25 protein-coding genes are annotated in these 23,290 nt (G+C 66.3%); 17 read left to right on the top strand and 8 right to left on the bottom strand.

Translation table 11 applies throughout. From position 1 onward, the window contains the following. The 3 genes from ACI3KU_RS17945 to ACI3KU_RS17935 form a co-directional block, all read left to right on the top strand. Positions 1-855: polymorphic toxin type 15 domain-containing protein (locus ACI3KU_RS17945; RefSeq protein ID WP_404923704.1), on the top strand; the 855-nt coding region annotated here is incomplete at its 5' end. 69 nt (positions 856-924) lie between these two features. Further along, a complete protein-coding gene (locus tag ACI3KU_RS17940) occupies positions 925-1,344 on the top strand; it encodes a hypothetical protein (protein ID WP_404923703.1) in 420 nt (139 codons plus the stop codon). Further along, positions 1,344-1,931, top strand: coding sequence for a T6SS immunity protein Tdi1 domain-containing protein (locus ACI3KU_RS17935; RefSeq protein ID WP_404923702.1), 588 nt, complete (start codon positions 1,344-1,346; stop codon positions 1,929-1,931). The genes ACI3KU_RS17940 and ACI3KU_RS17935 overlap by 1 nt, the downstream gene beginning before the upstream one ends. A 44-nt stretch (positions 1,932-1,975) precedes the next feature. On the opposite strand, the gene ACI3KU_RS17930 is transcribed toward ACI3KU_RS17935, so the two are convergent. Together ACI3KU_RS17930 and ACI3KU_RS17925 are read right to left on the bottom strand one after the other, a co-directional pair. Continuing rightward, complete coding sequence (locus ACI3KU_RS17930) at positions 1,976-2,674, bottom strand: IS3 family transposase (RefSeq protein WP_404923701.1); 699 nt, start codon at positions 2,672-2,674, stop codon at positions 1,976-1,978. A gap of 11 nt (positions 2,675-2,685) precedes the next feature. Beyond that, the gene (locus ACI3KU_RS17925) at positions 2,686-2,979 is read right to left on the bottom strand and encodes a transposase (RefSeq protein ID WP_404923700.1); all 294 of its coding nucleotides are present in this window, start codon (positions 2,977-2,979) and stop codon (positions 2,686-2,688) included. A 56-nt stretch (positions 2,980-3,035) separates the two neighbouring features. On the opposite strand from ACI3KU_RS17925, the gene ACI3KU_RS17920 reads away from it, so the two are divergent. The 12 genes from ACI3KU_RS17920 (at position 3,036) to ACI3KU_RS17865 (ending at position 13,129) form a co-directional block, all read left to right on the top strand. After that, a complete protein-coding gene (locus ACI3KU_RS17920) occupies positions 3,036-3,401 on the top strand; it encodes a hypothetical protein (protein ID WP_404923699.1) in 366 nt (121 codons plus the stop codon). A 10-nt stretch (positions 3,402-3,411) separates the two neighbouring features. Further along, positions 3,412-3,747: a DUF2185 domain-containing protein gene (locus ACI3KU_RS17915; RefSeq protein WP_404923698.1), complete on the top strand. Its 336-nt coding sequence runs from the start codon at positions 3,412-3,414 to the stop codon at positions 3,745-3,747. A gap of 425 nt (positions 3,748-4,172) precedes the next feature. After that, on the top strand, positions 4,173-4,772 hold the full coding sequence (locus ACI3KU_RS17910; protein ID WP_404923697.1) for a hypothetical protein: 600 nt from the start codon (positions 4,173-4,175) through the stop codon (positions 4,770-4,772). Then, positions 4,765-5,199 (top strand): TNT domain-containing protein, encoded by a 435-nt coding sequence (locus tag ACI3KU_RS17905; RefSeq protein WP_404923696.1) that lies wholly within the window; start codon positions 4,765-4,767, stop codon positions 5,197-5,199. The genes ACI3KU_RS17910 and ACI3KU_RS17905 overlap by 8 nt, the downstream gene beginning before the upstream one ends. Beyond that, positions 5,196-5,714 carry a hypothetical protein gene (locus ACI3KU_RS17900; RefSeq protein ID WP_404923695.1) on the top strand — a complete coding sequence of 173 codons (519 nt, stop codon included), beginning with the start codon at positions 5,196-5,198 and terminating at the stop codon, positions 5,712-5,714. Before ACI3KU_RS17905 ends, ACI3KU_RS17900 begins: the two co-directional genes overlap by 4 nt. A 232-nt stretch (positions 5,715-5,946) precedes the next feature. Next, positions 5,947-8,901 (top strand): Na+/H+ antiporter subunit A, encoded by a 2,955-nt coding sequence (locus tag ACI3KU_RS17895; RefSeq protein ID WP_404923693.1) that lies wholly within the window; start codon positions 5,947-5,949, stop codon positions 8,899-8,901. Continuing rightward, complete coding sequence (locus ACI3KU_RS17890) at positions 8,898-9,461, top strand: Na(+)/H(+) antiporter subunit C (protein WP_404923692.1); 564 nt, start codon at positions 8,898-8,900, stop codon at positions 9,459-9,461. The genes ACI3KU_RS17895 and ACI3KU_RS17890 overlap by 4 nt, the downstream gene beginning before the upstream one ends. Next, the gene (locus ACI3KU_RS17885; RefSeq protein ID WP_404923691.1) at positions 9,458-11,020 is read left to right on the top strand and encodes a Na+/H+ antiporter subunit D; all 1,563 of its coding nucleotides are present in this window, start codon (positions 9,458-9,460) and stop codon (positions 11,018-11,020) included. Before ACI3KU_RS17890 ends, ACI3KU_RS17885 begins: the two co-directional genes overlap by 4 nt. After that, on the top strand, positions 11,017-11,580 hold the full coding sequence (locus ACI3KU_RS17880; protein WP_404923690.1) for a Na+/H+ antiporter subunit E: 564 nt from the start codon (positions 11,017-11,019) through the stop codon (positions 11,578-11,580). The genes ACI3KU_RS17885 and ACI3KU_RS17880 overlap by 4 nt, the downstream gene beginning before the upstream one ends. Next, complete coding sequence (locus ACI3KU_RS17875) at positions 11,577-11,840, top strand: monovalent cation/H+ antiporter complex subunit F (RefSeq protein ID WP_404923689.1); 264 nt, start codon at positions 11,577-11,579, stop codon at positions 11,838-11,840. Before ACI3KU_RS17880 ends, ACI3KU_RS17875 begins: the two co-directional genes overlap by 4 nt. After that, on the top strand, positions 11,837-12,193 hold the full coding sequence (gene mnhG, locus ACI3KU_RS17870) for a monovalent cation/H(+) antiporter subunit G (protein ID WP_404923688.1): 357 nt from the start codon (positions 11,837-11,839) through the stop codon (positions 12,191-12,193). Before ACI3KU_RS17875 ends, mnhG begins: the two co-directional genes overlap by 4 nt. A 102-nt stretch (positions 12,194-12,295) precedes the next feature. After that, positions 12,296-13,129, top strand: coding sequence for a DUF2510 domain-containing protein (locus ACI3KU_RS17865; protein ID WP_404923687.1), 834 nt, complete (start codon positions 12,296-12,298; stop codon positions 13,127-13,129). A 96-nt stretch (positions 13,130-13,225) separates the two neighbouring features. On the opposite strand, the gene ACI3KU_RS17860 is transcribed toward ACI3KU_RS17865, so the two are convergent. Beyond that, a complete protein-coding gene (locus ACI3KU_RS17860) occupies positions 13,226-15,772 on the bottom strand; it encodes a penicillin acylase family protein (RefSeq protein ID WP_404923686.1) in 2,547 nt (848 codons plus the stop codon). A 213-nt stretch (positions 15,773-15,985) separates the two neighbouring features. Between ACI3KU_RS17860 and ACI3KU_RS17855 the strand changes: the two genes are divergently transcribed. Further along, complete coding sequence (locus ACI3KU_RS17855; RefSeq protein ID WP_404923685.1) at positions 15,986-16,777, top strand: NAD-dependent epimerase/dehydratase family protein; 792 nt, start codon at positions 15,986-15,988, stop codon at positions 16,775-16,777. A 29-nt stretch (positions 16,778-16,806) separates the two neighbouring features. Here ACI3KU_RS17855 and ACI3KU_RS17850 read toward each other — a convergent pair whose 3' ends face one another. From ACI3KU_RS17850 to ACI3KU_RS17830, 5 genes are all read right to left on the bottom strand, one after another. Then, positions 16,807-18,831 carry a YhgE/Pip family protein gene (locus ACI3KU_RS17850; RefSeq protein ID WP_404923684.1) on the bottom strand — a complete coding sequence of 675 codons (2,025 nt, stop codon included), beginning with the start codon at positions 18,829-18,831 and terminating at the stop codon, positions 16,807-16,809. Continuing rightward, positions 18,828-20,114, bottom strand: coding sequence for a hypothetical protein (locus ACI3KU_RS17845; RefSeq protein ID WP_404923683.1), 1,287 nt, complete (start codon positions 20,112-20,114; stop codon positions 18,828-18,830). The genes ACI3KU_RS17850 and ACI3KU_RS17845 overlap by 4 nt, the downstream gene beginning before the upstream one ends. Then, positions 20,111-20,809: a TetR/AcrR family transcriptional regulator gene (locus ACI3KU_RS17840; RefSeq protein WP_404923682.1), complete on the bottom strand. Its 699-nt coding sequence runs from the start codon at positions 20,807-20,809 to the stop codon at positions 20,111-20,113. Before ACI3KU_RS17840 ends, ACI3KU_RS17845 begins: the two co-directional genes overlap by 4 nt. Before the next feature lie 178 nt (positions 20,810-20,987). Beyond that, positions 20,988-21,806, bottom strand: coding sequence for an ABC transporter permease (locus ACI3KU_RS17835; protein ID WP_404923681.1), 819 nt, complete (start codon positions 21,804-21,806; stop codon positions 20,988-20,990). A gap of 1 nt (position 21,807) precedes the next feature. Next, a complete protein-coding gene (locus ACI3KU_RS17830) occupies positions 21,808-22,743 on the bottom strand; it encodes an ABC transporter ATP-binding protein (protein WP_404923680.1) in 936 nt (311 codons plus the stop codon). A 309-nt stretch (positions 22,744-23,052) separates the two neighbouring features. Here ACI3KU_RS17830 and ACI3KU_RS17825 point away from each other — a divergent pair. Next, on the top strand, positions 23,053-23,290 hold a 238-nt coding region (locus ACI3KU_RS17825), incomplete at its 3' end, for a hypothetical protein (protein ID WP_404923679.1).

The raw sequence follows: 23,290 nt of genomic DNA, 5'->3' as shown, positions 1-23,290 counted from the left end.
GGCGGAGGTGGCTCAGGGGGCGGCGGCCCAGGAGGCGGCGGTGGCGGAGGTAAGCCCCCATACGGGGATACCCCTTCGAGCGACCTGACTCCAGCAGATCGGGTGCGCCTCCACAACGAACTCCCGGATCATCTCAAGAACGATCCTCGCTACGACCCGATCCACCCGCACTACGACTCGCTCCCCCACGGGCCCAACGGCAACATCGGTCCAGTAAACCCCGATGTTCCGTCCAACTCAGGACTTACCAATAGCGGTCGCCTGATCGATCCAAACGAAATCCCAGACGAACTGCGCCCATTCATCGACGCCGAACCACCGACGGTCGTCGTTCGCGACGGCGTCCTTTACCTCGCCGAGGAGGTGAGCGTCACATTCAATCGAACCCAGTCAACGCACGACCTGCAAGAAATGATCAGACAGATCGACGTGCAACAGGATTCGATGAAACAACTGAGCTTCGACGAGTGGACCGCAAACCTTGAGCGATACGAAATTGAGAAGCGCCTCAATACGCAGGTGCAATACAAGGACGATTGGATTCAGGCGAGAGCAGATACACTGGTTGGCCCTGGCGTATCGCGAGCTGACGCCGTCCGAGCCGCCGAGGATGAGATCAATGGTCAGGTCGGAATACACAGCCCGGATCAATACCCCGGTGGAAACCCGAACCAAATCGCAGGGTTTGGAGACAGCAATATCAACTCCTCCATAGGAAGGCAATGGCAAGACCGCCGAGATGAGATGATCAGTGATCTTCGACAGGCGCTTGAGGATTCGGGCCTGCCGCCCGAGCTCTTCGGTGATGTTCGTCTGAATGTGAACTTCACAGTTGTAGATGGCCCTCGACGATAAGCTATGCCGCCGCCCATTCACGAGGAACAGTAGATCGCTGTTGTGGCGGTCCGGCCTAGGATCTGACATATGAACAAGCTCGGAATCAACGGTGACCAGGTCGCCGAGTTCGTGCAGGCAGCACGCACGCTCCCTGCCGAGGCGGTAACCCTCGTCGAATCCGCGACGCGCGGCAAGGACGTGCGGGACGCCCAGCGCCGAGTGCTCAAGGTGAGGTGGTCGGCAGCACACAGCTCAGCGCTGACGTCTGTCGCCGCGGACCTCATTCAAGAACTGAGACGCTCATACCCCCCGACATCGAACACGGCGGAGCGGTTCACGCTGAACAGCGTCACGCTGTCTCTGAAGATTGCAGTTCTTGCGCTTGCGGCACGGCCGAAGCTTGACGAAGAGACCGTGGGACTCGTCGTGGACCCGTTCACCGATATCCTCGGCTACGACTGGCGGTCCACCGGGGTAAGTTCCACCGCAGGGAAGGACACACCGTAATGGCGACATTCACGACCTACCGGGCAGCGGCGCCGGTACCGGAGCAGACTCTCGCGTCGCTCGCCGCGTGGCAGGGTTTCCCGACAGAGCTGGTGACGCTGTGGCGCGAGTGGGGTACGGGATTCATCGGCGAAGACGGCTACGTCCGCATCATCGATCCGGCGAAGTACCAGCCGTACTTGTCCGAGTGGTTCACCGACACTCAGGGCGCGATCCCCTTCCTTGCCACCGGCATGGGTGACCTTTTCGTCTGGCAGCCTGACGGGACACCGGGAGGCGTCATCCGTCATGTGCTGTACCGGATCGGCGAGATCCGCAACATTGCCCCGCAGTTCGAGACGCTGTTCTCGTTCCTTGAGGACCCCCGCTACCTCGACACCTGGCTGCAACGAGGCGACTACACAGCGGGCATCGCACGGCTCGGACAACCGGAACTCTACGAAGCGTTCTTCTACGCCCCGTTCCTGCCCTTGGGGGGAACGCCACACCCCAGCCACCTCAATCGCGGGGACCTCGCCGTGTCCCTCAGCGTCTTCACCCAGATGATGGGTAGAGCCTCGCTGATCCCCGGACAAGCACCAGGATAGAAGCCAGCGCGCTCTCAAGAGAATGGGCACAACGATTCGTCGCATCATTCCATCGCGGCGTTGTCACCGCAGGAGGCGACTCGGCCCATCGATCCGACCAGGCGGTGGCGGGTCAGCGCGCGCAGGAACTTCCGGCTGCGGAATTGCGACCCGCGGTCGGAATGCACTACGCAGCCGGCGACCTGACCGCGTATCTGGGCGGCGTTCTCCAGGGCGCGAACGGCGAGACTCGCCTTCATCCGGGAGTCGATGGAGTATCCGACGATCTTGTTCCCGAACACGTCCTTGATCGCGCAGAGGTAGAGCTTGCCCTCCGCGGTCTTGTGTTCGGTGATGTCGGTCAGCCAGAGCTGGTTCGGGCCGTCGGCGGTGAACTCGTGCCGCACCCGGCCGTCCGCGTCGGTCACGGTGCAGAGGTCGTCGTGGACCGCGGGGCCCGGCTTCTTGCCGTTGCGGCCGCGCCTCTTCCCGAACACGCTCCACCACTGGTTCTCGGACGTGATTCGCCACGCGGTCCGATCCGCCATCGCCTCGCCGGCCTCACGGGCCTCGTCGGCGAGGAGCCGGTGTCCGAACTCGGGGTCGTCCTGGTGCGCGTCGAACAGGGCGTTCGCGCGATACGCCTCCACGATCTCGCTGGCCGTGATCGGGTTCGCGAGCCACCGGTAGTAGGGCTGGCGAGAGAGCTTCAATACCCGGCACGTCACCGTCACGGGGATCCCCGCGTCGGCGAGCTCAGTCACGAGCGGGTACATCATTTTCCCGGCAGGTTCGCCTGCGACAGATACGCCGCAGCCTTCCGAAGGACCTCGTTCTCCTGCTCGAGGAGCCGGTTCCGCTTGCGCAGCTCACGCACCTCCGCTGCCTCGTTCCGCGTCACGCCGGGCTTGCCGCCGTCGTCGACCGCGGCCTTCTGGAGCCACTTCTGCAAGGTCATCGGGTGGACGCCGAAATCTTTCGCGATCTGCTCGATCGTGACTCCGGCCTCGCGGCTCCGCGCGACGCGCACGACATCGTCACGAAACTCGGTGGGGTAAGGCTTGGGCACAATGACATCCTTCCAGGCCGCCCTCCCAGGCAAGCCAGATCAGATGTCACCTATCCGTGCAGCAGACCCAATCGACAGAGTGGCTGCTCGATCGCGGCTGCCCGCTCGGCGCAGCAGACTCCGAGGGATACGCCGAGCTTCACGTGCTCTTCGGGCAGGTCAAGCATGATGTCGCGCGTGACGTGAGCATTGCCAAGCGGCTCATCGCTCTCGGTGCGGACGTCAACGCGGTGAGCCCGCGAGGCGGCCTAGTTTTCTGCGAGGTCCTTCGCATCAACCTGACAGACGAGGACCTCGAGCCCATCTACAACCTCTGGTTCGAGCAGCCCGTCCGCCTCGACTTCGAAACTCCGTCGTCACGCGGCGCGACACCTCTGGGCTACGCACGCGCCGTTCCGTACCGAGCCAGCATCCTCAAGTGAATGGAAGACTATGTCGCCACCCACTGAGTTTGTCCGCAACAGCGGAGGCTCGATCATCTCGCGCAACGCCCTCGAGGGCGTCGCTCCCATTCGCTGGGCATTCCGCGAGGAGCCCGCTACCGAGGTCGACAACGGTTGGCGATTCCTGTCAGCCATCGACGACGACGCATACCTATCCGTACCCGCGAACATGACCGTTGTCAGCTTCAACACCGTCGTCGAGATCGAGCCTGCAGTCCTCCCTCTGCTCTACCTTCCGGTGGGATCCGACATCGCGATCCACCGTGAAGCAGGCGGACCCATCCTCTTGATTGACCGTCCGTCTGGGACACCTCTGCAGCTTTGACGTCCGAGTCCAACGTGCATCTGCGCAATGTCGCGCTGGTGTGGCGTATCGTTAGTTCTTAAATAGTTGGTGGTTTGGGAGAGTTGGCCATGGCGAATTCTCCTCCTGCTTTGCGGCTGTTCGAGGGCGACGAGTCGGAGTTGTGGCGGTGGACGCGAGCGAGCACGGTTCGTGCGGGACTGGTGAAGCGGGCGCGGATCGTGCTGTTGGCGAGAGCCGGGAGGTGTGCGGTGGCCAGGAAACGACGGCGCGGTGCATGAGCATGACATCGTCGGAACTCTTCCTCCACATATCAAGCCCGAGATCTCTGTTATCGCGCCGGCGAACGGATTCCCCGGCGGTGGCTGGCAGCTTCGCTTCCTTGATACCAATTCCGGCGAGTGGATCTCTGTTGGCCAGCTCAAATCACCATATGGAGTTCTCAAGTGAACAATGAGTGGGAGGCGTTGGAGGCGTTCATCGTCTTCGCGCGTGAGCACCATTGGGGTCAACCTGTCGAGTGGCATTCTGATCCTGACCGTCCGCCGGGGGCCCAGGTCCTTATCGTTGGTGGTGATCCCGACACCTGGGTGTCCTGGGCTGACGGCAACTTCACCGTCCGAGACTACAGTCGCGGGAAGCTGTTGTCAGAAGACGTTGTGACAAACTCTGTCGAGGCTCTCGATAAGTACTTGATGTTCACCTTAGAAGGGGGTTTTCGGCAGTATGTCGGACTGCCTGAGCTGCGGTTTGGGCTTGTTCCGGAAGTGCGCCCTGGCCGTTTCGGCGGATATGACGTCGCTGAGGATGACGGGAAACTGGTCATTCGGTGGAACGAGCACGGGACCGAGAAGTTCTTCCGATCGGGTGATTACCACGCCCGCTATGTCATGTTGGGTGCGCGGTACTCGCCCGCCGAAGTCCGCGAAGCCGTGATGAGGGTTGACGGGAGCCCGGTCTTCGGTTCTGTACCTCCCTGGACACGCGGCGCAGAGCACTCGACGGTGAACTGGCTGGAACTATTCGAATGGAGGGGCAATGACTGATGACAGGGGCGGCCCGGCGCCGCTGCCGGGCGAGGCAGCTGCGCGGATGCAGGCGCGGGTGCGGTGGCCGCAGAATCACGGTGCTCAACCGGGCTCTCGGGTTCGATACGACAGCATTGCGGCACTGCTGAATGACTACCCGGAGTTCCAGCACCTCGATCGCGTCGGGGCTGAGAGCGGCGTCCATCTTGCCGTACGCGGAACGGCGTTCGAGATGCGGAGTGTGACGCCCTATCACTCGGAGTTCGAGTACCACACCTACGAACTCACGGGGGTCTTGCCGGCCCCGATTCAGCCGGAGATCTCCGTGGTGGCACCCGCACTCGGGTTTCCTGGTGGAGGCTGGCAGATTCTCTTCGTCGACACCTCACGGTCACTCTGGGTCAGTGTCGCCGACCTCATCGACAAGTACGGGGTGATTCGATGACTTATCGCGAGACGATGGTCGGCCTCGCCGACTACGCCGCACAGGGACGCTTCTTCTGGGAGGAGCCGACTACTCCCGTCGCCGATCGGAATTCGTTGGCGTTCGGGCTCATCGGAGGTGAACCCGACTTCGTGTGCACGGTGGAGCAGGGCACATACGTGGTCGGGCGGCGGGAGCGCGGTGTACTCACGCCACCGCTGCTGACCACAAACTCGCTGTACGAGGTGGACCGCTACCTGTCGTTCGCCATCGGAAACAGCGTTCGATATCGGAACGGTGTGCCACGTCTGGCCCTCGATCTCCGAGCGCCGCTGGGGGTTGGGATGCACGGCGGATATCTGGTCTCGCGTGCGCCGGGCACCGTCACCATCGCGTGGAACACGGCATCAGGAGACCGGTATGTGTCGTTCCTCACCGACGCCGACGCGTCACGATTCCTGCTGTACTCGTCGTTCTCAGTGGAGGACATTCGAGCCGCATTCCTCTCGGAGACCGGTAGCCCCCTGCAGGGTTGAGCCGAGCGACGTCCCGGGGCACACGTGCGCGGTGCTGTGCCGTGCCGTGCGAACAACCTCCGGATGGAGGAGTTCCACGGCATCTCGCGCCGGCGTCAGAATGCCCGGATCGTGTCGGAGTTTTACTGGGATGACTTGATTTTCGCCGGGAGCTGGCTGTGAGCCTGTAAAATGGTCATACCCCGCCCGCCTGTGTCGACGTACTGCCGACCGACGAGTCCGGAGGTCGCCCATGCTGCTTCTTCTCACCGCGTTCGCGGTGGTTCCGTTGATCCTGCCCGCTCTGATGAAGCGCTGGCGTTCTAACGGCTTCCTCCTCGGCGCGGCTCTGTCCGCCCTTGCCTTCGTCCACGCCGCGGCGCAAGCGCCCACGATTCTGGCCGGCGGTGAGATCGACGAGAGCTTCGCTTGGATCCCCGAACTCGGCATCACGCTGTCCATGCGGATGGACCTGCTCGGCTGGGTCATGGCGCTGATCGTCACCGGTGTGGGTGCCCTGGTTCTCCTCTACTGCCGGTGGTACTTCGCGGGCAAAGGGGCAAAAGGGCTCGGTCTCTTCGGCGGTGTCCTCCTCGCCTTCGCCGGCGCCATGTACGGGCTGGTGCTCACCGACGACCTGATCGTCCTGGTGATGTTCTGGGAGACCACGAGCGTGCTCTCCTACCTGCTCATCGGGTACTACCACAGCCGCTCCGCCAGCCGTCGTGCCGCGTTGCAGGCGCTGCTGGTGACCACGCTCGGTGGGCTGGTGATGTTCGTCGGCGCGGTGATGCTCGTGGTTCAGGCCGGCACGACCAGCATCACCGCGATCCTCTCCGATCCGCCGCAGAACGCGTGGCTGGGCCTCGCCCTCACGCTGATCCTGGTGGGCGCGCTCAGCAAATCGGCCATCTTCCCGTTCCACTTCTGGCTGCCCGGTGCGATGGCTGCCCCCACCCCCGTGAGCGCCTACCTGCACGCGGCGGCGATGGTGAAGGCGGGCATCTACCTGCTGGCGCGGTTCGCCCCGGCGTTCGCAGACGTCATGCCGTGGCGCCCGGTCATCGTGATCCTGGGCATCTTCACGATGCTGCTCGGCGGTGCGCAGGCGCTGCGGGAGACCGACCTCAAGCGCATTCTGGCGTTCGGCACCGTGAGCCAGCTCGGCATGCTCACCGCGATCCTGGGATACGGCACTCGAGACGCGGTGCTTGCCGGCATGGCGCTCCTCATCGGACATGCGCTCTTCAAATCAGCACTGTTCCTCGTGGTCGGTGTGATCGACCGACAGTTGTCCACGCGAGACGTCTACGAGCTCTCCGGGGTCGGCAGACAAGCCCCGGCACTGGCGGCCGTGTCCATCATCGCGGTGGCCTGTATGGCGGGACTGCCTCCCACGATCGGCTTTGCGGGCAAGGAGGGCGCCCTCGCGGCGTTCCTCGATGAGGCGCTCGGCGGATCGGTCTGGGGCTGGATCGCGCTCATCGGCCTGGCTCTCGGCTCGGCGCTCACGGTGGCGTACGGCATCCGTTTCGTCTGGGGTGCGTTCTGGAGAAAGCGCGATGAGTCGGGTGCCGCGATCCCCTCCATCGCCTGGCCTCGTCCGCCGTTCGGCTTCGTGCTGGCTCCCGCGATCCTGGCGACACTGAGCCTTCTGACCGGCATCGTCGCCCCGCTGCTGGATCACCCGCTGGCGCTGTACGCGAACACCGCACCCCGCTCGTCCACGGGCATTCCCGAACCGGAATATGACGCGCACCTGTCGCTGTGGCACGGCTTCGAAGCACCTCTGTTCATCACGGTCGGTGCCATCCTGGTGGGCGCGCTGGTGTTCTGGTGGAGCCGCGCAGCCACCTGGGACCGGCGTCCTCACCTGCTGCCGTTCACGGGAGCCGACGCGTACGTCGGCACTCAGCACGCGGTGGACCGGCTGTCCGTCCTGGTCACCGCCCTCTTCCAGCGGGGCTCGCTTCCGATCTACGTCGGCACGATCTTCATCGTCTTCGTGGGAGCGGAGATCCCCGCGCTGCTGGCCTCACCCTCCTGGCGCGGCGCCATCGACGCCTGGCAGCACCCCGCGCAGCTGGTGCTGGCACCGGTGATGATCATCGCCGGCATCGTGGCCGTGCGAGCACGCAAGCGCTACACCGGCGTGGTCCTCGTCTCCGTCACCGGGCTCGGCATGGTGGTCCTCTTCGCCACCATGGGAGCGCCGGATCTCGCGCTCACCCAGGTGCTCGTGGAGACGGTGACGCTGGTCACGTTCACCCTGGTGCTGCGCCGCATCCCGGCGCGGATGGGGGATCGCCACGCCAGCGTGTGGCCGGTGACCCGAGCGATCATCGGAGCCGCCGTCGGTCTCACGCTCGCGTTCATCGTGGTGGTCGCGACCGACGCCCGAAGCCTGCGTCCCGTCTCGGACGACTTCCCCGCGCTCGCATATGAACTCGGCCACGGCAAGAACGTCGTCAACGTGGCCCTGGTCGATCTTCGTGGCTGGGACACGATGGGGGAGCTGTCGGTGCTCGTGCTGGCCGCGACCGGCGTTGCGTCCCTGGTGTTCGTCACCAACCGCACCGACCTGCTCTCGCAGCTGCGGGCTGTGCCGAAAGCGCGCAGTCGCAAGACCCGCCTGCGTCCGTTCGTGGAGACCACCACGGGCAGCATCGCACTGCAGAACCCGAGCAACGCGCTGGCACCCCGCGCGTGGCTGGTGGGCGGCTCCACCATGGATCCGCGCTCCCGCTCGATCATGCTCGAAGTGATCGTCCGCCTGCTGTTCCACACGATCATCGTGGTGTCGGTGTACCTGCTCTTCGCCGGACACAACCTGCCCGGTGGCGGTTTCGCGGGCGGCCTCGTCGCTGGAATGGCGCTCGTGATGCGCTACATCGCCGGCGGCCGCTATGAACTCGGAGCCGCAGCCCCGACGGATGCCGGACGACTCCTCGGCGCGGGAATGCTCCTCGCGGTCGGATCCGCACTGCTGCCGATGGTGTTCGGCCAGCCTGCGTTGACCTCCACGTTCTGGAGCTTCGATGCGGGCTTCCTCGGCCATATCGAGTTCGGCTCGTCCACCATCTTCGACATCGGCGTGTATCTCGTGGTCATCGGCCTGGTGCTGGACGTGCTGCGCAGCCTCGGCGCGGAGGTCGATCGCCAGCTGCACGAGAACGACGACCTGACGGATGACGTGGTGATTGCATGAACGTCTCCGGGATGCTCATCATCGTGATGGCCGTGCTGGCCGCCGCCGGTGTCTACGCGATGCTCGAACGAAGTCTCACACGCGTGCTCATCGGGTTCCTGCTCCTCGGAAACGCCATCAATCTGCTGCTGCTCATCGTGATGGGAGCGCCCGGCATCTCCGCGTTCTACGATCCCGACGACCCCGCCACCGCAGATGACATCAGCGATCCGCTGCCGCAGGCGCTCACGCTCACCGCCATCGTGATCACCTTCGCGGTAAGCGCGTTCCTGCTGGCTCTGATCTATCGGTCCTGGCAGTTGGGACAGGCCGACATGGTCGAGGACGACGAAGAGGACCTCGCGGTGCGCGAGCGTTCGGACGCCGAAGAGGACGTCATCCACGACGACGCCGACCTCAGCGCCGACGACGCCACCACCGACTTCGTGGGTGTGGACACCTCGCCCATCACGATCCTGCACAGCTGGGACGTGTCCGCAATCGACGAGAACGCTCCGGTTGATCGACCGGTCTCGCAGACGAAGAACGATGACACCGACACTCGGGAGGGGAACGCATGACCGCTCACGCGCTCGTCCCGATGGTGGTGATCCTGCCGCTGCTGGGTGCTGCTCTGACGCTGGTGTTCGGTCGCCAGCGTCGCACGCAGATCCTGGTCTCCGTGATCACCCTGTCGGCGGTCTTCGTGGTCGCCGCGGCGATGTTGCTGATCGTCGATCAGGGAGATATGCCGCTTGCGGTATCTGTCGGTGGCTGGCCGGTTCCCTTTGGCATCGTGCTCTATGTCGACCGCCTCTCCGCCCTGCTCGTCGCGGTCTCAGCGGTCGTGCTGCTCGCCGTCCTCTTGTTCTCCGTGGGACAGGGCGCGGCGGATCGCGATGAGGACACTCCGGTCTCGATCTTCTTCCCCTCGTACCTGATCCTCGGCGCCGGCATCTTCGACGCGTTCATCGCCGGCGACCTGTTCAACATGTATGTCGGATTCGAGATCCTGCTCGTGGCCTCGTTCGTGCTCATCACGCTGGGAGGAACCGCCGCGCGCATCCGCACCGGTGTGGTCTACATCGTGGTCTCGCTGGTGTCGTCCATCCTCTTCCTCGCCGCGATCGCCATGATCTACGGTGCGGTCGGCACAGTGAATCTCGCCCATCTCGGCGAGCGGCTGGCCACACTGCCGCAGGAGACGCAGACGGTGCTGCACGTGATGCTCCTGGTGGCGTTCGGCATCAAAGCCGCCGTGTTCCCGATGTCGTTCTGGCTGCCCGACTCCTATCCGACCGCCCCCGCGCCGGTCACCGCTGTGTTCGCCGGGCTGCTCACGAAGGTCGGTGTGTATGCGCTGATCCGCACCGAGACACAGCTCTTCCCGGACAACGACATGTCGATGGTGCTCGGAATCGTCGCGGTGGCCACGATGGTGGTCGGGGTTCTCGGTGCCGTGGCGCAGGCGGAACTCAAACGCATCCTGTCGTTCACCCTTGTCAGCCACGTGGGCTACATGGTGCTGGGAATCGCGATCGGCACCGCCGCGGGCTACGGTGCGACGGTGTACTACACGGTGCACCACATCATCGTGCAGACGACGCTGTTCCTCGCGGTGGGCCTGATCGAGCGCCGGGCCGGATCGACATCGATCCTGCGGGTGCGCGGGCTCATGACCGCGGCCCCGCTGCTGGCCGTGCTCTACTTCCTCCCGGCGATCAACCTCGGTGGCATTCCGCCGTTCTCGGGATTCATCGGCAAGTACGCACTCTTCGTCGCGGCAGCCGAGGCCGGGACTCCGTTGATGTGGGTGATGATCGCCGCCGGTGTGATCACGTCGCTGCTCACGCTGTACGCGCTGATGCGTGCCTGGAACCTCGCGTTCTGGCGCGAAGACGAGGATTCCGCCGAGACCGAGTCGCGCATTCGTCACCTCGGCGACGCTCCGGCGGCCGACGACTCATCCGAGCAGCGCACCAACTCTCGCGTCATGACAGGAGCCACGGCAGGACTCGTGGCGGTCACCATCGCGCTGACCGTGTTCGCGGGTCCGCTGTTCGAGCTGTGCGAGCGCATCGGCTCGGCACTCACGACACCCGTCACGCTGTCTCAGCTCGAAGAGGAGGTGCCCTCATGAGTCCGGAGACCCGTCGCACGTTCTGGCAGTCCCTGTGGCGGCAGCTGCCGTTCTTCGTCTGGCTCATCGTGGTGTGGATGCTGCTCTGGGGCGAGTTCTCGGCCTTCTCGCTGGTGAGCGGTATCGTCGTGGCCTTCGTCGTCACCCGCATCTTCCTCCTGCCACCGGTGGAGCTGTCCGGACGCGTCAACGTCTGGTACCTCGCGGTGCTGGCCGTGACGTTCAGCGTGGCGGTGGTGGCGGGTTCGCTCCAGGTGACGCTGCAAGTGCTGAACCCGCGTCGGTATCCGGGAACCGCGATCATCGGGGTTCAGCTGGAGACGGACGACGATCTGATCATGACTCACGTCGGCGTTACCGCATCGCTGATCCCCGGCTCGCTGGTGGTGCAGACCGACCGCGCGAACCGCATCCTGTACCTGCACGTGCTGGGCATCGACGATGACGAGAGCCTGCGCCAGGCGAAGGCCGAGGTGCGCAGGTGGGAGCGGCGCATCGTTCGTGCCGTGGGCTCGCGCGACCAGATGGACGCGCTGCGACGAACGGAGGCGACGGCATGAATCCCCTGTTGATCGTGATCATCGTGGTGTTCGGTGTCGCCGCGCTGCTCAGCCTGATCCGCATCGTGCGCGGCCCGTCGATCCTCGACCGCGCCGTTGCCTCGGACGTGCTGCTCACCGAGGTGCTGTGTGTGCTGGGTGCGGAGATGGCCATCAACCATCACACGCGCAACCTGCCGGTGCTGCTGATCGTGGCCGCCATCGGGGTGTTCGGATCCATCGCCGTCGCGCGATTCGTCGCTCGGAGGGAGAAATCGTGAACGGGGATGCCTTCTGGGACACCGCCGCCCTCATCCTGATCCTGATCGGAGCCCTGCTGTGTCTGGTCGCCGCGATCGGTCTGCTGCGCTTCCACGATGTGCCCACTCGTCTGCACGCAGCGACGAAGCCGCAGGTGCTCGGTCTCGTGCTCATCGCGCTGGCGGTGGCGATCTCGGTGCGGTCCTGGCCGGCCATCGGAATGCTCGTGGCGATCGTGCTGATGCAGTTCGCCACCGCCCCGCTGTCCGCCCACATCATCGGTCGTCAGGCCTACCGCAACCACACCCTCGACGAGGACTCGCTGCTGGTTGACGAACTCGCCGACGCCCAGTCCTCCGACAACGACGACTGACCCCGCGAGACTTCCATCTGTGGGCGAGAATCGCCGCAACGCGTGGAGTGTCGCCCACAGACGGAAGTCTCGCGGCACGATGGGGGAACGAGAGGGGGACGTATGAGCACGCAACCGGGATGGTACGACGCCGAGCAGCCGGGACTCCAGCGGTGGTGGGACGGGACGGCCTGGACCGAGCACGTTCGAGCCGTGCCCGTCCCGCCGACGCTCCCTGCTCCGGTGTTGGGCGCGGCTCCGATGCTGGGGTGGTACCGGGTGCCGAGCACGGGTGAGACGCGGTGGTTCACCGGGGCGATCTGGTCCGGATACTCGCTGCGCGACGGCGTACCGCGACCGGACCGGATCACCGGCTCTCAGCGGTCCAGTCAGGGGCTGGTTCTCGCGATGCTGTATGTCGTCATCGGCGTCTCGCAGACGCTGATCGGGCTGAACAACAGGGCCTTCGTCGCGTCGGGGCTGCTGTTCCTCCTGCTCGGCGCGTTCTGGCTGTACGGGGCGTTGCGGGCGCGCCGGCGCGAGCGTCTGCCGTGGCCTGCGGATGCCCCCGTCATCACCGATGAGATGCGCCCGCTTCCGGGCGAGGTCGAGGGGCCGACAGCAGGCTGGTACCCCGGTGATCAACTCGGGCGTACGCGGTGGTGGACCGGTACGCGGTGGTCGCAGTACATCGCGAAGGCGGGTGAAGTCGAGCCGATGCACGGCGTAGAGCGCTCGCTGCTCCTGGCGACCCGCATGGGTCTGGGGCTGCTCATCGCCGGTGTCCTCGTGCTCACGCTCGGCCTCGTCCTCGTGAACGCGCCCGGAGCGGGGTCGCCCAGCGTCACCATCGCGGTCGTCGGCGGGGCGCTGCTGTTCATCGGTGTGCTGCTCTGGGGGGTGTTCCTCGCCCGCTACCGTGCGCTGGTTCGTTCCCAGCACCGTCCAGTGCCGTGAGACTTCCGTCTGTGGGTGACAATCGCCGCAACGCGCTGATTCTCGCCCACAGACGGAAGTCTCACGGGAGGTGTATGGACGTCAGGGGTGCAGGTTTCAGGGGTGCAGGGTGAGGGTGTCGACGGTGGTGGCGGCGACGGCGTCGGGAGTGAAGGCCCAGCCCCGCTGCACGCCGACCGACCAGTCGGGCGTCTGATCCACGTAGTTCGGATGGAAGGCGTGACCGCTGGCACCGGTGAGGTGGATCCACGTGGACTTGTCGAAGTCCGACACGTCCAGCACCATGCGCATCGACGGCACGGACGTGGTGGCGAAGCTGGAGCCGAGGTTCCAGCCCGTCGCGTCCACCACGGATGATCCGCCGCCCACGGCGTAAGGGCCGCGGTTGAAGAGCCACTCGATGGGCGCGATGCCCGACTTGCCGAACGTCGCGCTGGTGAGCGTGATCGCGTGCAGCGAGCCCCAGTTCCACTTCGTGACGTCCTCGCCCTGCAGTGCCGCGAGCCGGTCGTAGGCGCGATTGACGACGGCGGTGAGCACGGCATCCCGACCGGTCGCGCCGGTTGTCGGATCCACCCACCATGACGAGTCCGGCTGCTCCAGCAGGGTCGAGACCATCTGGAACATCCGGCCCTGACCGCTGACCGGCGCGGGAGCCGGCTTATGATCCAGGAAGATCGCCGTGCCGAGGGTGTCCCACAGCACATTCGCGTACGCGGCCGCAGGGGAGTCGATCGAGTTCTGCGCGTCCCATTCGGTCAGCAGTGCCACCGCTGCCTGCGGACCCTTCCGATCGATGGGCAGGTCTACCACCGCGGCGGCGAGCTGCGGCCCGAGCCAGAACTGCTGATCGTTCTGAATCTCCTGCATGCGCGCGGCATTCATCTTGCCCTCGGCGAGCGTCTGCGTGATCAGCTCGGTGATGCGCGCCGCCCGATAGCCGTGGTCCCAGTCCGTGCTGAGGAAGTAGGGGTAGCTGTCATCGACGATCGCGTTGTTCGCCGTGACGATGAATCCCTGCGCCGGGTTCTTCACCATCGGCATCTCATCGAACGGGATGTAGCCGGTCCAGTCGTAGCGGCTGTCCCATCCCGGAGCCGGAACGGTGCCGTCGCCGGCACCCCGGATCGGCTGCAGGCCGGGAGCCTGATAGCCGATCGTGTTCTCCTTGTCGGCATAGATGAGGTTCTGGCCGGGCACATCGAACACCTGCGCGGCAGCGCGGAAATCGTCGAAGTCCTTCGCCGTGTTCAGCACGAAGATCGCCTTCGCGGTGTTGCCCGGCTGCAACGCGGTCCAGCGCAGGCTCACTGCATAGGCATCGCCCGCGGGGGCGCCCGCGATCTCGGCGTGCTCCGCGATGGAGGTGAAGTCGTCGGTGAGCCCGGACAGGATCGGGCCGTGCACCGTGGATCGGATAGTCAGCGGCACGTCCGCGCCGCCCGCGACCTTGATCACGTCCTCCTTCTCGGTGATCGGGACGAGCGCGCCGTCGCGCCAGTACTGATCGCCCTGCAGCCGCTCGATGTAGAGATCGGCGACATCGGTGGTCAGGTTCGTGAAGCCCCACGCGACCTGCGCGTTGTGGCCGATCACCACCCCCGGGAGGCCGGAGAAGCTGAACCCGCCGACGTCGAACGGGCACTCCGCCGACACCGTCGAGCACCGCAGCTGCACCTGATACCAGACACTCGGCAGCGCGGCGCCGAGGTGAGGATCGTTGGCGAGCAGTGGGAGGCCGGTGTCGGTGAACTCGCCGCTGACCACCCAGGAGTTGGATCCGATACCCTCACCCGGGTCGCCCAGGAGCGCGTCGGCGGCCTCGATGACCGAGCCGACCTCGCTCCATTCGATGCCCGAATCCGTCACCGACGGCACGCGCACCGCACCCGTGGTCTTCTGCTCGGGCAGCGGCGGGACGATCGTGGGGTTCTCATCGAACGGGTACGTCGGGTACAGCTCGGCGATCTGCGCGGGTGTGAAGTTCTGCGCGAGGATGGCGCGTTCGGTCTCATCCTCGATGTTGGTGCGCAGGTCCCAGGCCATCGCCTTCAGCCACGCCACCGAATCCGCCGCCGTCCAGGGCTCGATCTCGTAGTCCGGATTCTGCAGGCCGAGCACCGCGTATTCGAGCGACACGTCCGCGCCCTGGTGCTCCTTCAGATACGCGTTGACGCCCTTCGCGTAGGACTCGTAGTAGCTGCGCGTGGTGTCGTCCAGCGCCTCCACCTCCTGCTCCGCGATCTCATGCCAACCCAGCGTGCGCAGGAACTTGTCGGTGCCGACCTGCGATTCACCGAACAGCTCCGACAGGCGTCCGGATGTGGTGTGCCGGCGGAAGTCCATCTCCCAGAAGCGATCCTGCGCGTGTACGAAGCCCTCGGCGAAGAAGAGGTCGTCGGTGGTGTCGGCGGTGATCGTCGGCACGCCGGCGGCATCGCGCTGCACGGTGACTTCAGCCGACAGACCCGTGAGTTGCACCTCGCCACGCACCTGCGGGAACGATCGCTGGATCGTCCAACTGACCAGGACCCCCACCACCATGACGGCCGCGATCACCGCTGCCAACAGGGTCCACAGCGTCCGGGTCAGAATGATCCGGCCACGGCCGCGGGTACGCGTGCTCCCAGATGTCTTCGCCATTGAGAAACTTCCTCCCCGCTGCTCCCCTCGAACAGCAGCCACGCACAGGCGTGCATGCTGTCGATGTTAGCGATCGCGCGCGCCCGGGGCGACCTCTGTGCGGGGGTGAGTCTGCCGGGGCGCTTCCACAGAACCCTCGGGGACGCATCCGCGCCGGCACATCCCTGCCGAGCCAGCCCGCCGAGTGGGGGCGGGTGCCGATACGATCGCACGATGACGAAGATCGCGGGACGTCGCTGGGTCGTCACTGGTGCTGCCGGGAACATCGGGAGCGCCTTGCGCGCTGCGCTGCATGATCGCCAGGTGACCCTCGTCTCCACGGACATCCGTGCGGTCGACCCGGTCGGGCCGCACGATTGCGTGGCGCAGACGGATCTGGCCGACCTCGATGCGCTGGTGGAGCTGTTCGCCGGTGCCGACGGTGTCATTCATCTCGGCGGTATCTCCGATGAGGCGGACTTTCACGACCTGGCCGAGGTGAACATCGTCGGGACCTACCACGTGCTGGAGGCGGCCCGGCGGGCGGGGGTGGCGAGGGTGGTGTCTGCGAGCAGCAACCGTCTGACGGGTCTGTATGGCTCCGGCGACCACATCACGCCGGAGATGCCGCCGCGTCCCGACGGCTTCTATGGTGTGTCGAAGGTTGCCGGAGAGGCGCTGTGCCGGCTCTATGCCGACAAGTTCGGGATCAGCACCGTCTCGCTCCGCATCGGCAGCTACGAAGATCGCCCGGGTTCCGCCCGGGAGCAGCGTACGTGGCTCAGCCCCGCCGATGCGGTGCGCGCATTCATCGCCGCGATGACCACGACGCAGCACACGGCGGTGTTCTACGCGGTGTCCGCCAACACAGGCGGCTGGTGGGATCTCGCCGAGGGCACCGCCATCGGCTATGTTCCGCAGGACGACGCGGCTGCGTGGGGCGATCGCGAGCACATCGATCCCGACGTCCCCCAGGGCGGCGTGTATGCCACCCCTGCCTATTCCACCGATCGGATGCGTCGCTAGCGACCCCTCGGCTGCCAGCGATGGCAGGCTCAGCCGATGAGGCTGGGGGCGAGGTCGCGCATCGTACGGCGATGTGTCATCCGGGTGACCCCGAGGATCGAGAGCACCACCGCTCCGACGAGCCAGATCAGCAGCACGCCGACGTCGCTCCAGACGCGATCCCAGCCCCCGGAGCCATACATGATCTGGCGCATCGCATCGACCACGTAGCCCATCGGGAGGATGTGGTGCAGGGATGCCAGCGGTGCCGGCAGCGTCTGCCACGGGAAGGTTCCTCCCGCCGTCACGAGCTGCAGGACCATCAGGATCAGACCCATGAACTGACCGACCGACCCCAGCCACACATTGAGCGCCAGGATGATCGCGGTATAGGTGGCCGAGGCGAGAACCAACAACCCGAGTGCCGCCGCGGGGTTTGCGAAGTTGAAGCCCAGCGTGATCGAGAGCACCGCGAACAGGCCGACCATCTGCACAGCACCCAGCAGCGCGGGCGTCGCCCAACCGGCCAGCGTCACGCGCACCGGTGAGTGCAGTGCCGTCACCGCGCGACGCGAGATCGGCTTCACGATGAGGAACAGGGCGTAGATGCCGATCCAGGCGGCGAGGGCCGCGAAGAACGGTGCGAGTCCGGCGCCGTAGTTCTGCGCCTGCGTGAGTGTGGTCTTCGCGATCTGGACCGGGGAGCCGAGGGTGTGCGCTTGGGCGGCGCGCGTGGCGTCGTCGCTGTTGGGGATCTGGTCGACTCCGGAGGCGAGGCCGTCCCGCAAGGTCACCTCCCCGTCGTGCAGCTGTGTGAGTCCGTCGGCGAGCGATCCCACCCCGTCTTTCAGGGTGACTGTTCCGGTGTGCAGCGTCACCGTGCCGTCGCGGAGCGTGGCAGCACCGGTGCTCACCTGAGACGCCCCGTCCGCGACCTGGCTCGCGCCGTCGCGGAGCGCGGCGGCACCGTCGGCGGCGGTCACCGCTCCGTCGTGGAGCCGCGAGGCGCCGTCTGCCACCTGGGTCGCGCCGCTGTTGAGAGTGTCGATCTTGTCGCGCGCGCCCTGCACCTGGTCCACCGCGTTGGTGAGCTCGGTTCCCACCGGGTCGAGAGCCGCCAACACGCGATCGATCTGATCGGCGCTGAGGCCCTGCTCGACGAGGCGCGTGCGGATGTCCTCACGCACGGCGGGCAGCTGGTCCGCGGCGTTCTGCGCGGCGTCCCCGATCTGGTCGGCGATGTCGGCGAGCTGGCCGGTACCGCCCGCCACCTGGCTCGCACCGTCGGCGAGCGTTCCGAGGCCATCGCGCAGCTGCACGGTGCCGTCCGCGAGGGTTCCGGCACCGTCGCGCACGCTGGCCGATCCGGTGGCCACCTTGCCGGCACCATCCGCCAGCGTGGTCGCGCCGTCGGCGAGTGCCTGCGAGCCGTCGACCAACTGCTGCGCTCCGTCGCCGAGCTTGCTCGTGCCGTCCTGTGCGGTGACGAGTCCGTCGACCAGCTGGGTGGCGCCGTCGGTGGCGTCGACCAGCTTGGTGCGGATCTCGTGCAGCGCGTCGAGCATGGTGAGCCCCGCCTCCGACACCACCTTCTCGGTGACGGTGCGCTGAATGGTCTCGATCGCGGTCTTGCCGATCGTGGAAGCCAGGTAGTTGTTGGCATCGTTGGTGCGCAGCACCAGATCAGCCGGATGCGGGTCATCGGTGGCGATCGATGCTATGCCGGCCGTGAAATCCGACGGGATCTCGACCGTGAAGTCATATGCGCCGGCGTCAAGACCGCTCTCGGCTTCCGCAGCTGAGACGCGATGCCAGTCGAAGGTGTCCGAGTCCAGGAGCTCCTTGGCCACCTCATCGCCGATGTCTCGCCGTGCGCCGTTCACCTCCGCGCCGTTGTCGCTCACGACGAGGGCCACCGGCACGTTGGAGAGGTTGCTGTACGGGTCCTGGTTGGCCCAGAGGTACAGTCCGCCGTAGAGGATCGGCACGCAGAGCAGGGCGATGAGGGCGATCACCGACATCTTGGTGGCGAACAGCCGACGAAATTCGGCTGCGATCATCTGGGGAATCTTCATCGGGCATCCTCCGCGTCGTCGCCGGCCGTTTCCGGCCGAGCTGCGGGTGGGTCGTTCGGCTCCTCGGAGGGGTGAGAGTCCGAGAGCAGGGCGTGGGGATCGGTGTCGTCTTCGGTGACTGTGATCGCGGGCGTGACGGGCGTGATGGGTGTCGCGGGCGTGTCGTCTGCCGCGAGTGCGTTGTCTGCCGCGAGTGCGTTGTCGAACGCGAGTGCGCTGAGGGCATCCGGGGTCTCGCCGACGTGATCGTGGGTGTCGTCAGCCGCGGGATCGTCAGGTGTGGACGTGTTGGCGTCTGGCGCCGACACGGTGGAGGCAGAAGCGTGGGACGCTGAGGCTTCGAACGGGGATGCACTGAATGCAGACGCGTTGTGCTGGGACGCGTCGGATTCAGCAGGGTCGGATTCAGCAACGTCGGATTCAGCAGCGTCGGACTCGGACGCGGTGGACCCTGCCGTCTCGAACCCAGGGGCCTCGGTCCCCAGAGTGCCGGCCATATCGGAAAGCGCAGCATCGAAGTCGGCCGCACCGAGATCGAGAATCTCCTCGTCTGCCGAAGCCTCATCCACGATCACGGACGTCTGCCCGAAAGCGGCGAGGATCGCCTCGCGCTCGTCGTCGGTCAGGGCTTCGGTGGCGGTGCGATCCTCGTGAAGCACCTGCCACGATGCGCGGCCGGCGATCACCAGAACAGCGAAATCGCGCCGGGCGAAGTCCTCGGCCACCGCCCACCAGGTCTGGGGGCGCCCGCCATGACGATCCGGCGACACGATCACGAGACCTTCGACACCCTCACGCTGCGACGCGAGCTCGGTGAGCAGGCGCACGCGGCGCGAGGGCTCAACGCTTCCGATCGGCATCATCGTGAGGTCGCCGAAACCGTGCTCACTCATCCACTTGCGTGCCGAGATCGGATTGGACGGAAGCCCCGCGTACATCAGCTCCTCTGCGACCACGCCCACGGTGATGACGTCGGGATCGGGATCGCTGACATCCGGTGCGTCGATGAGCGCGACCTTGCGTCGCAGCTCACCCACTCGGGGGCGGCCGTTGATGAGAACTTCGCCGGTGTCGGGCTTCATACGCCCGCTGGCGATGAGCCCCAGCACGGTGGGACGCTGTTCGGTCTCCGCTTCAACCAGCACCGCCTCACCCGAGGCGTATCCGGTGGTCGTCGCGGCCAAGATGGGGGCACGCTCCGACCCCTTCGTCACGCCGATCAGTTCGATGCGCAGCGGTTCGGTGGTCGCCCGGCGGGCGCGAAAGAGCGGGCGGCGCTTCATGCGCGGACCTTCGATTCGTTGGTGTCGTTGGTGTCGTTGGTGTCGTTGGTGTCGTTGGTGTCGTTGGTGGAGAGCGGATCGTCGGAGGGCTCGCTGGCGTCATATTCCCGGACGAGCGCGTCGACCTCCCGCCACGACAGGCCCGCCGCGCTCAGGGCGGCGCGCATGGCCAGCCGCGTCGCATCGGCCTGGATGGAATCCACGTGGGTGATGACGCCGCGGGCGGCCTCCTCCACCAAGCGGGCCGTGAGGTGCGGCGGGAGGTCCTGGCGCAGCACGCCGCGTTCGGCACCGCGTCCGCAGATCTCGATGAGGCGCTGCCGCAGCGGTCGGATGGCCTCGGCGGTCTGCGCGACCAGTCGTTCGTTCAGCGCCAGGGCAGCGGCGGCATGCACGTGGCGGGCCTGCGCCCAGAGTGCGGCCGCGAGATGCGCGAGCGCAGCCCGCGGGTCGTCGTCCTGGACCGTCTCAGCGATCCCATTGAACTTCTCCGCGCCAGCGGCGATCACCGCGGCCACAATGGCGTCGCGGTCCTCGAAGTGCCCGTACAGCGCCCGACGGCTGAGCCCCGCCTCCCGCGCGATGGCGTCGACGGAGGCTGCCGGATCGGAGGCGAGGACGCCTACCGCGGCGGCCAGGATGCCGGCGCGGTTCTCCTCGGCGTCGCGGCGGCGCGGGACGGAAACGGTGCTCATGTCCCTAGCGTATGAACATGCACACCGTTGTGCAAGTTAAAGTGCACTCGCCTGTGCAACTTCTCGGCAACCTCCGAGCCAGCCGCCCGTCCACCCGCCGAGAAACCCAAGCAAGTCCGAGAAACCCCGCGTTGCGGGGTGTTTCGGACTTGCCTGGGTGTCTCGGCGGCGGAGGGAGTCAGACCCGGCGAGTGTCGCGGCGGAACATCAGCACGGCGAGAGCGGTGAACACGACGAACCAGACGAAGAGGTTCAGCCAGGCCAGGGGGTCCAGTGGAGCACCGACGATCGCCTTCTGCGACAGATCGGCGATTCCCCACAGCGGAGTGAACGTGGCCGCGGTCTGAAGGCCCTCCGGCAGGAGCGACAGCGGAACGAACAGGCCGCCCATGAAGCTCAGGATCGGCAGCAGCGGGCCGAGGTAGCGCATCGCGTTCTGCGCGGGGAAGGCGTAGCCCACCGCGAGGCCGAGACTGGTCATGCTGAGCGCCGTGAGCCAGGCGAGCAGGGCGGCGAGGATGAGGTTCCCGATCGGAGCGGTGATGCCGAGCGCGGCACCGGCGATCAGCGTCACGATGACGGCGATGCCGCCGAGAGCCAGGCCCGTGATCACCTTGATCAGCATGTAGACCAGCGGATTCAGTGGAGTGAGCCGAAGCTGCCGACTCCACCCCTGCGCGCGCTCGGCGGCGACGGCGACACCGGTCATGGACGCGGCGACCATCGACCCGTAGACGGCCATCGAGATCATGATCGGCACGGCTGCGGAGATCCCGCCCTGCTCGAGCGGCACAGCCGTCGCCGGATATCCCTTGTTGGGCAGGGCGATGGCGAACAGCATCGCGATGGGGAAGATCAGCGTGAATCCCACCACCGAGAAGTTGCGGAACACGCGCTTGAGCTCGATACCGAGGAACGTCCAGCTGAAGCCGCCCAGCGGCGGAACCCGGCGTGCCGTGGGATCGATACGATCCAGGCGCTGCGAATCAACCGACATGTCAGGCCCCCTGCTGGTCGTCGCCGGTGAGGGCGAGGAACGCCTGCTCGAGATTCTGGCTGGTGATGGTGACGTCGCGGGCATCGGTCTGCGTCAGCAGATACCGCGCGACGGCGTCGGAGTCGGCCGCGCGGATGATCACGCGGTTGCCCTGGATCTCCACGGCGTCCACGCCGGGAAGCGCGGACAGGATCGCCTGATCGGCACCGGCGAGTTCCGCCTCGACGGTCCGTCCCGACGCCATGGCCTTGATCTCCGCGGTGGTGCCGTCGGCGACGATCTGACCCTTGCGGATGAGGATGATCCGATTCGCGTATCGATCGGCCTCCTCCAGATAGTGGGTGGCGAACACGACGGTGCGCCCGCGCTGAGCATCCGCGTGGATCGCCTGCCAGAACGAGTGGCGCCCCTCGACATCCATCCCGGTGGTCGGCTCATCCAGCACGATCAGCCCCGGATCGCTCAGCAGCGCCATCGCGAACCGTAGGCGCTGCTGCTGGCCGCCCGAGCACTTGCCCACCTTGCGATCGGCGATCTCGGCGATGCCGGCCCGCTGCAGCGCCTCCTCGACCGAGGTGGAATTCGCGAACAGCGACGCCGTCATGCGCAGCGTGTCACGCACCGTGACGTCGCTGAGGAGGCCACCGGTCTGCATCACGGCCGACACGAGTCCGCGCCCGATGGCGGCGCGCGGTGTCTCCCCGAACAGGTGAACCGACCCCTGATCCGGCTGCGACAACCCCAGCAACATGTCGATGGTGGTGGTCTTTCCGGCACCATTCGGGCCAAGGAAGGCGACCACCTCGCCCTGCTCGATGTGCAGATCAACGCCATCGACCGCCGTGAAGCCGCCGAATCGCTTCACCAGCCCGCGTGCGGAGATGGCAGGCGGAGCTGCGGTGCGCGAGAGGTCCGTCGCGCGCGCGGGGTTCGTCATGCCTCCATCCTCTCCCCGTTTGTGCGGTGATTTCGTCCGACCGGCGGCGCGGAGAGAGGTTTCGCACCTCCGGCGCGCCTGCGAGATGCGAAAGGCATCTTCCACGCCGATGCGAGGCGACGGCCACGCCGATGCGAGGCGACGGCCGGGGCGAGGCCGGGGCGCTGAGGCCGGACGGGTGTCGGAGGGTCGTGACACGATGAAAAGCCCCCGATCTGGAGCTGCCCCATCCATTCCCTGAACCGCCGCGCGCGTGGCGCTGTCCGCAGGTCCGCACCGCGCCGCAGGTCCCTGCCGCGCCGCAGGTCCATGCCGCTCGGCGCGACGACCATCGTGATCGGCGTGATCCTCGGGGTCATCGCCGTCCTCGCGCTGCTCGGCGGCACGCGCGGGACGCTGTCGCAGGTGTATCCGCATCCCTCCTGGGCAGGCGGGCCCGCCGCATCGACGGAGGCGTCCACAGGCCCGGCGGACGTGCCGACGAAGGCGCCCACCCTGCCGATAACCCCTTCCCTCGCACCACCCGCACTGTCCCCTATACACATCT

Source organism: Microbacterium sp. ZW T5_56 (assembly GCF_044987425.1).
GTDB lineage: Bacteria > Actinomycetota > Actinomycetes > Actinomycetales > Microbacteriaceae > Microbacterium.
This window is presented reverse-complemented; position numbering and strand designations above follow the sequence as displayed.

Bases quoted from the DNA above. Each gene is read 5' to 3' on its own strand.
- ACI3KU_RS17940 (WP_404923703.1), top strand. From the start codon at position 925: ATGAACAAGCTCGGAATCAACGGTGACCAGGTCGCCGAGTTCGTGCAG.
- ACI3KU_RS17935 (WP_404923702.1), top strand. From the start codon at position 1,344: ATGGCGACATTCACGACCTACCGGGCAGCGGCGCCGGTACCGGAGCAG.
- ACI3KU_RS17915 (WP_404923698.1), top strand. From the start codon at position 3,412: ATGTCGCCACCCACTGAGTTTGTCCGCAACAGCGGAGGCTCGATCATC.
- ACI3KU_RS17905 (WP_404923696.1), top strand. From the start codon at position 4,765: ATGACTGATGACAGGGGCGGCCCGGCGCCGCTGCCGGGCGAGGCAGCT.
- ACI3KU_RS17900 (WP_404923695.1), top strand. From the start codon at position 5,196: ATGACTTATCGCGAGACGATGGTCGGCCTCGCCGACTACGCCGCACAG.
- ACI3KU_RS17895 (WP_404923693.1), top strand. From the start codon at position 5,947: ATGCTGCTTCTTCTCACCGCGTTCGCGGTGGTTCCGTTGATCCTGCCC.
- ACI3KU_RS17890 (WP_404923692.1), top strand. From the start codon at position 8,898: ATGAACGTCTCCGGGATGCTCATCATCGTGATGGCCGTGCTGGCCGCC.
- ACI3KU_RS17885 (WP_404923691.1), top strand. From the start codon at position 9,458: ATGACCGCTCACGCGCTCGTCCCGATGGTGGTGATCCTGCCGCTGCTG.
- ACI3KU_RS17880 (WP_404923690.1), top strand. From the start codon at position 11,017: ATGAGTCCGGAGACCCGTCGCACGTTCTGGCAGTCCCTGTGGCGGCAG.
- ACI3KU_RS17875 (WP_404923689.1), top strand. From the start codon at position 11,577: ATGAATCCCCTGTTGATCGTGATCATCGTGGTGTTCGGTGTCGCCGCG.
- ACI3KU_RS17865 (WP_404923687.1), top strand. From the start codon at position 12,296: ATGAGCACGCAACCGGGATGGTACGACGCCGAGCAGCCGGGACTCCAG.
- ACI3KU_RS17860 (WP_404923686.1), bottom strand. From the start codon at position 15,772: ATGGCGAAGACATCTGGGAGCACGCGTACCCGCGGCCGTGGCCGGATC.
- ACI3KU_RS17855 (WP_404923685.1), top strand. From the start codon at position 15,986: ATGACGAAGATCGCGGGACGTCGCTGGGTCGTCACTGGTGCTGCCGGG.
- ACI3KU_RS17850 (WP_404923684.1), bottom strand. From the start codon at position 18,831: ATGAAGATTCCCCAGATGATCGCAGCCGAATTTCGTCGGCTGTTCGCC.
- ACI3KU_RS17845 (WP_404923683.1), bottom strand. From the start codon at position 20,114: ATGAAGCGCCGCCCGCTCTTTCGCGCCCGCCGGGCGACCACCGAACCG.
- ACI3KU_RS17840 (WP_404923682.1), bottom strand. From the start codon at position 20,809: ATGAGCACCGTTTCCGTCCCGCGCCGCCGCGACGCCGAGGAGAACCGC.
- ACI3KU_RS17835 (WP_404923681.1), bottom strand. From the start codon at position 21,806: ATGTCGGTTGATTCGCAGCGCCTGGATCGTATCGATCCCACGGCACGC.
- ACI3KU_RS17830 (WP_404923680.1), bottom strand. From the start codon at position 22,743: ATGACGAACCCCGCGCGCGCGACGGACCTCTCGCGCACCGCAGCTCCG.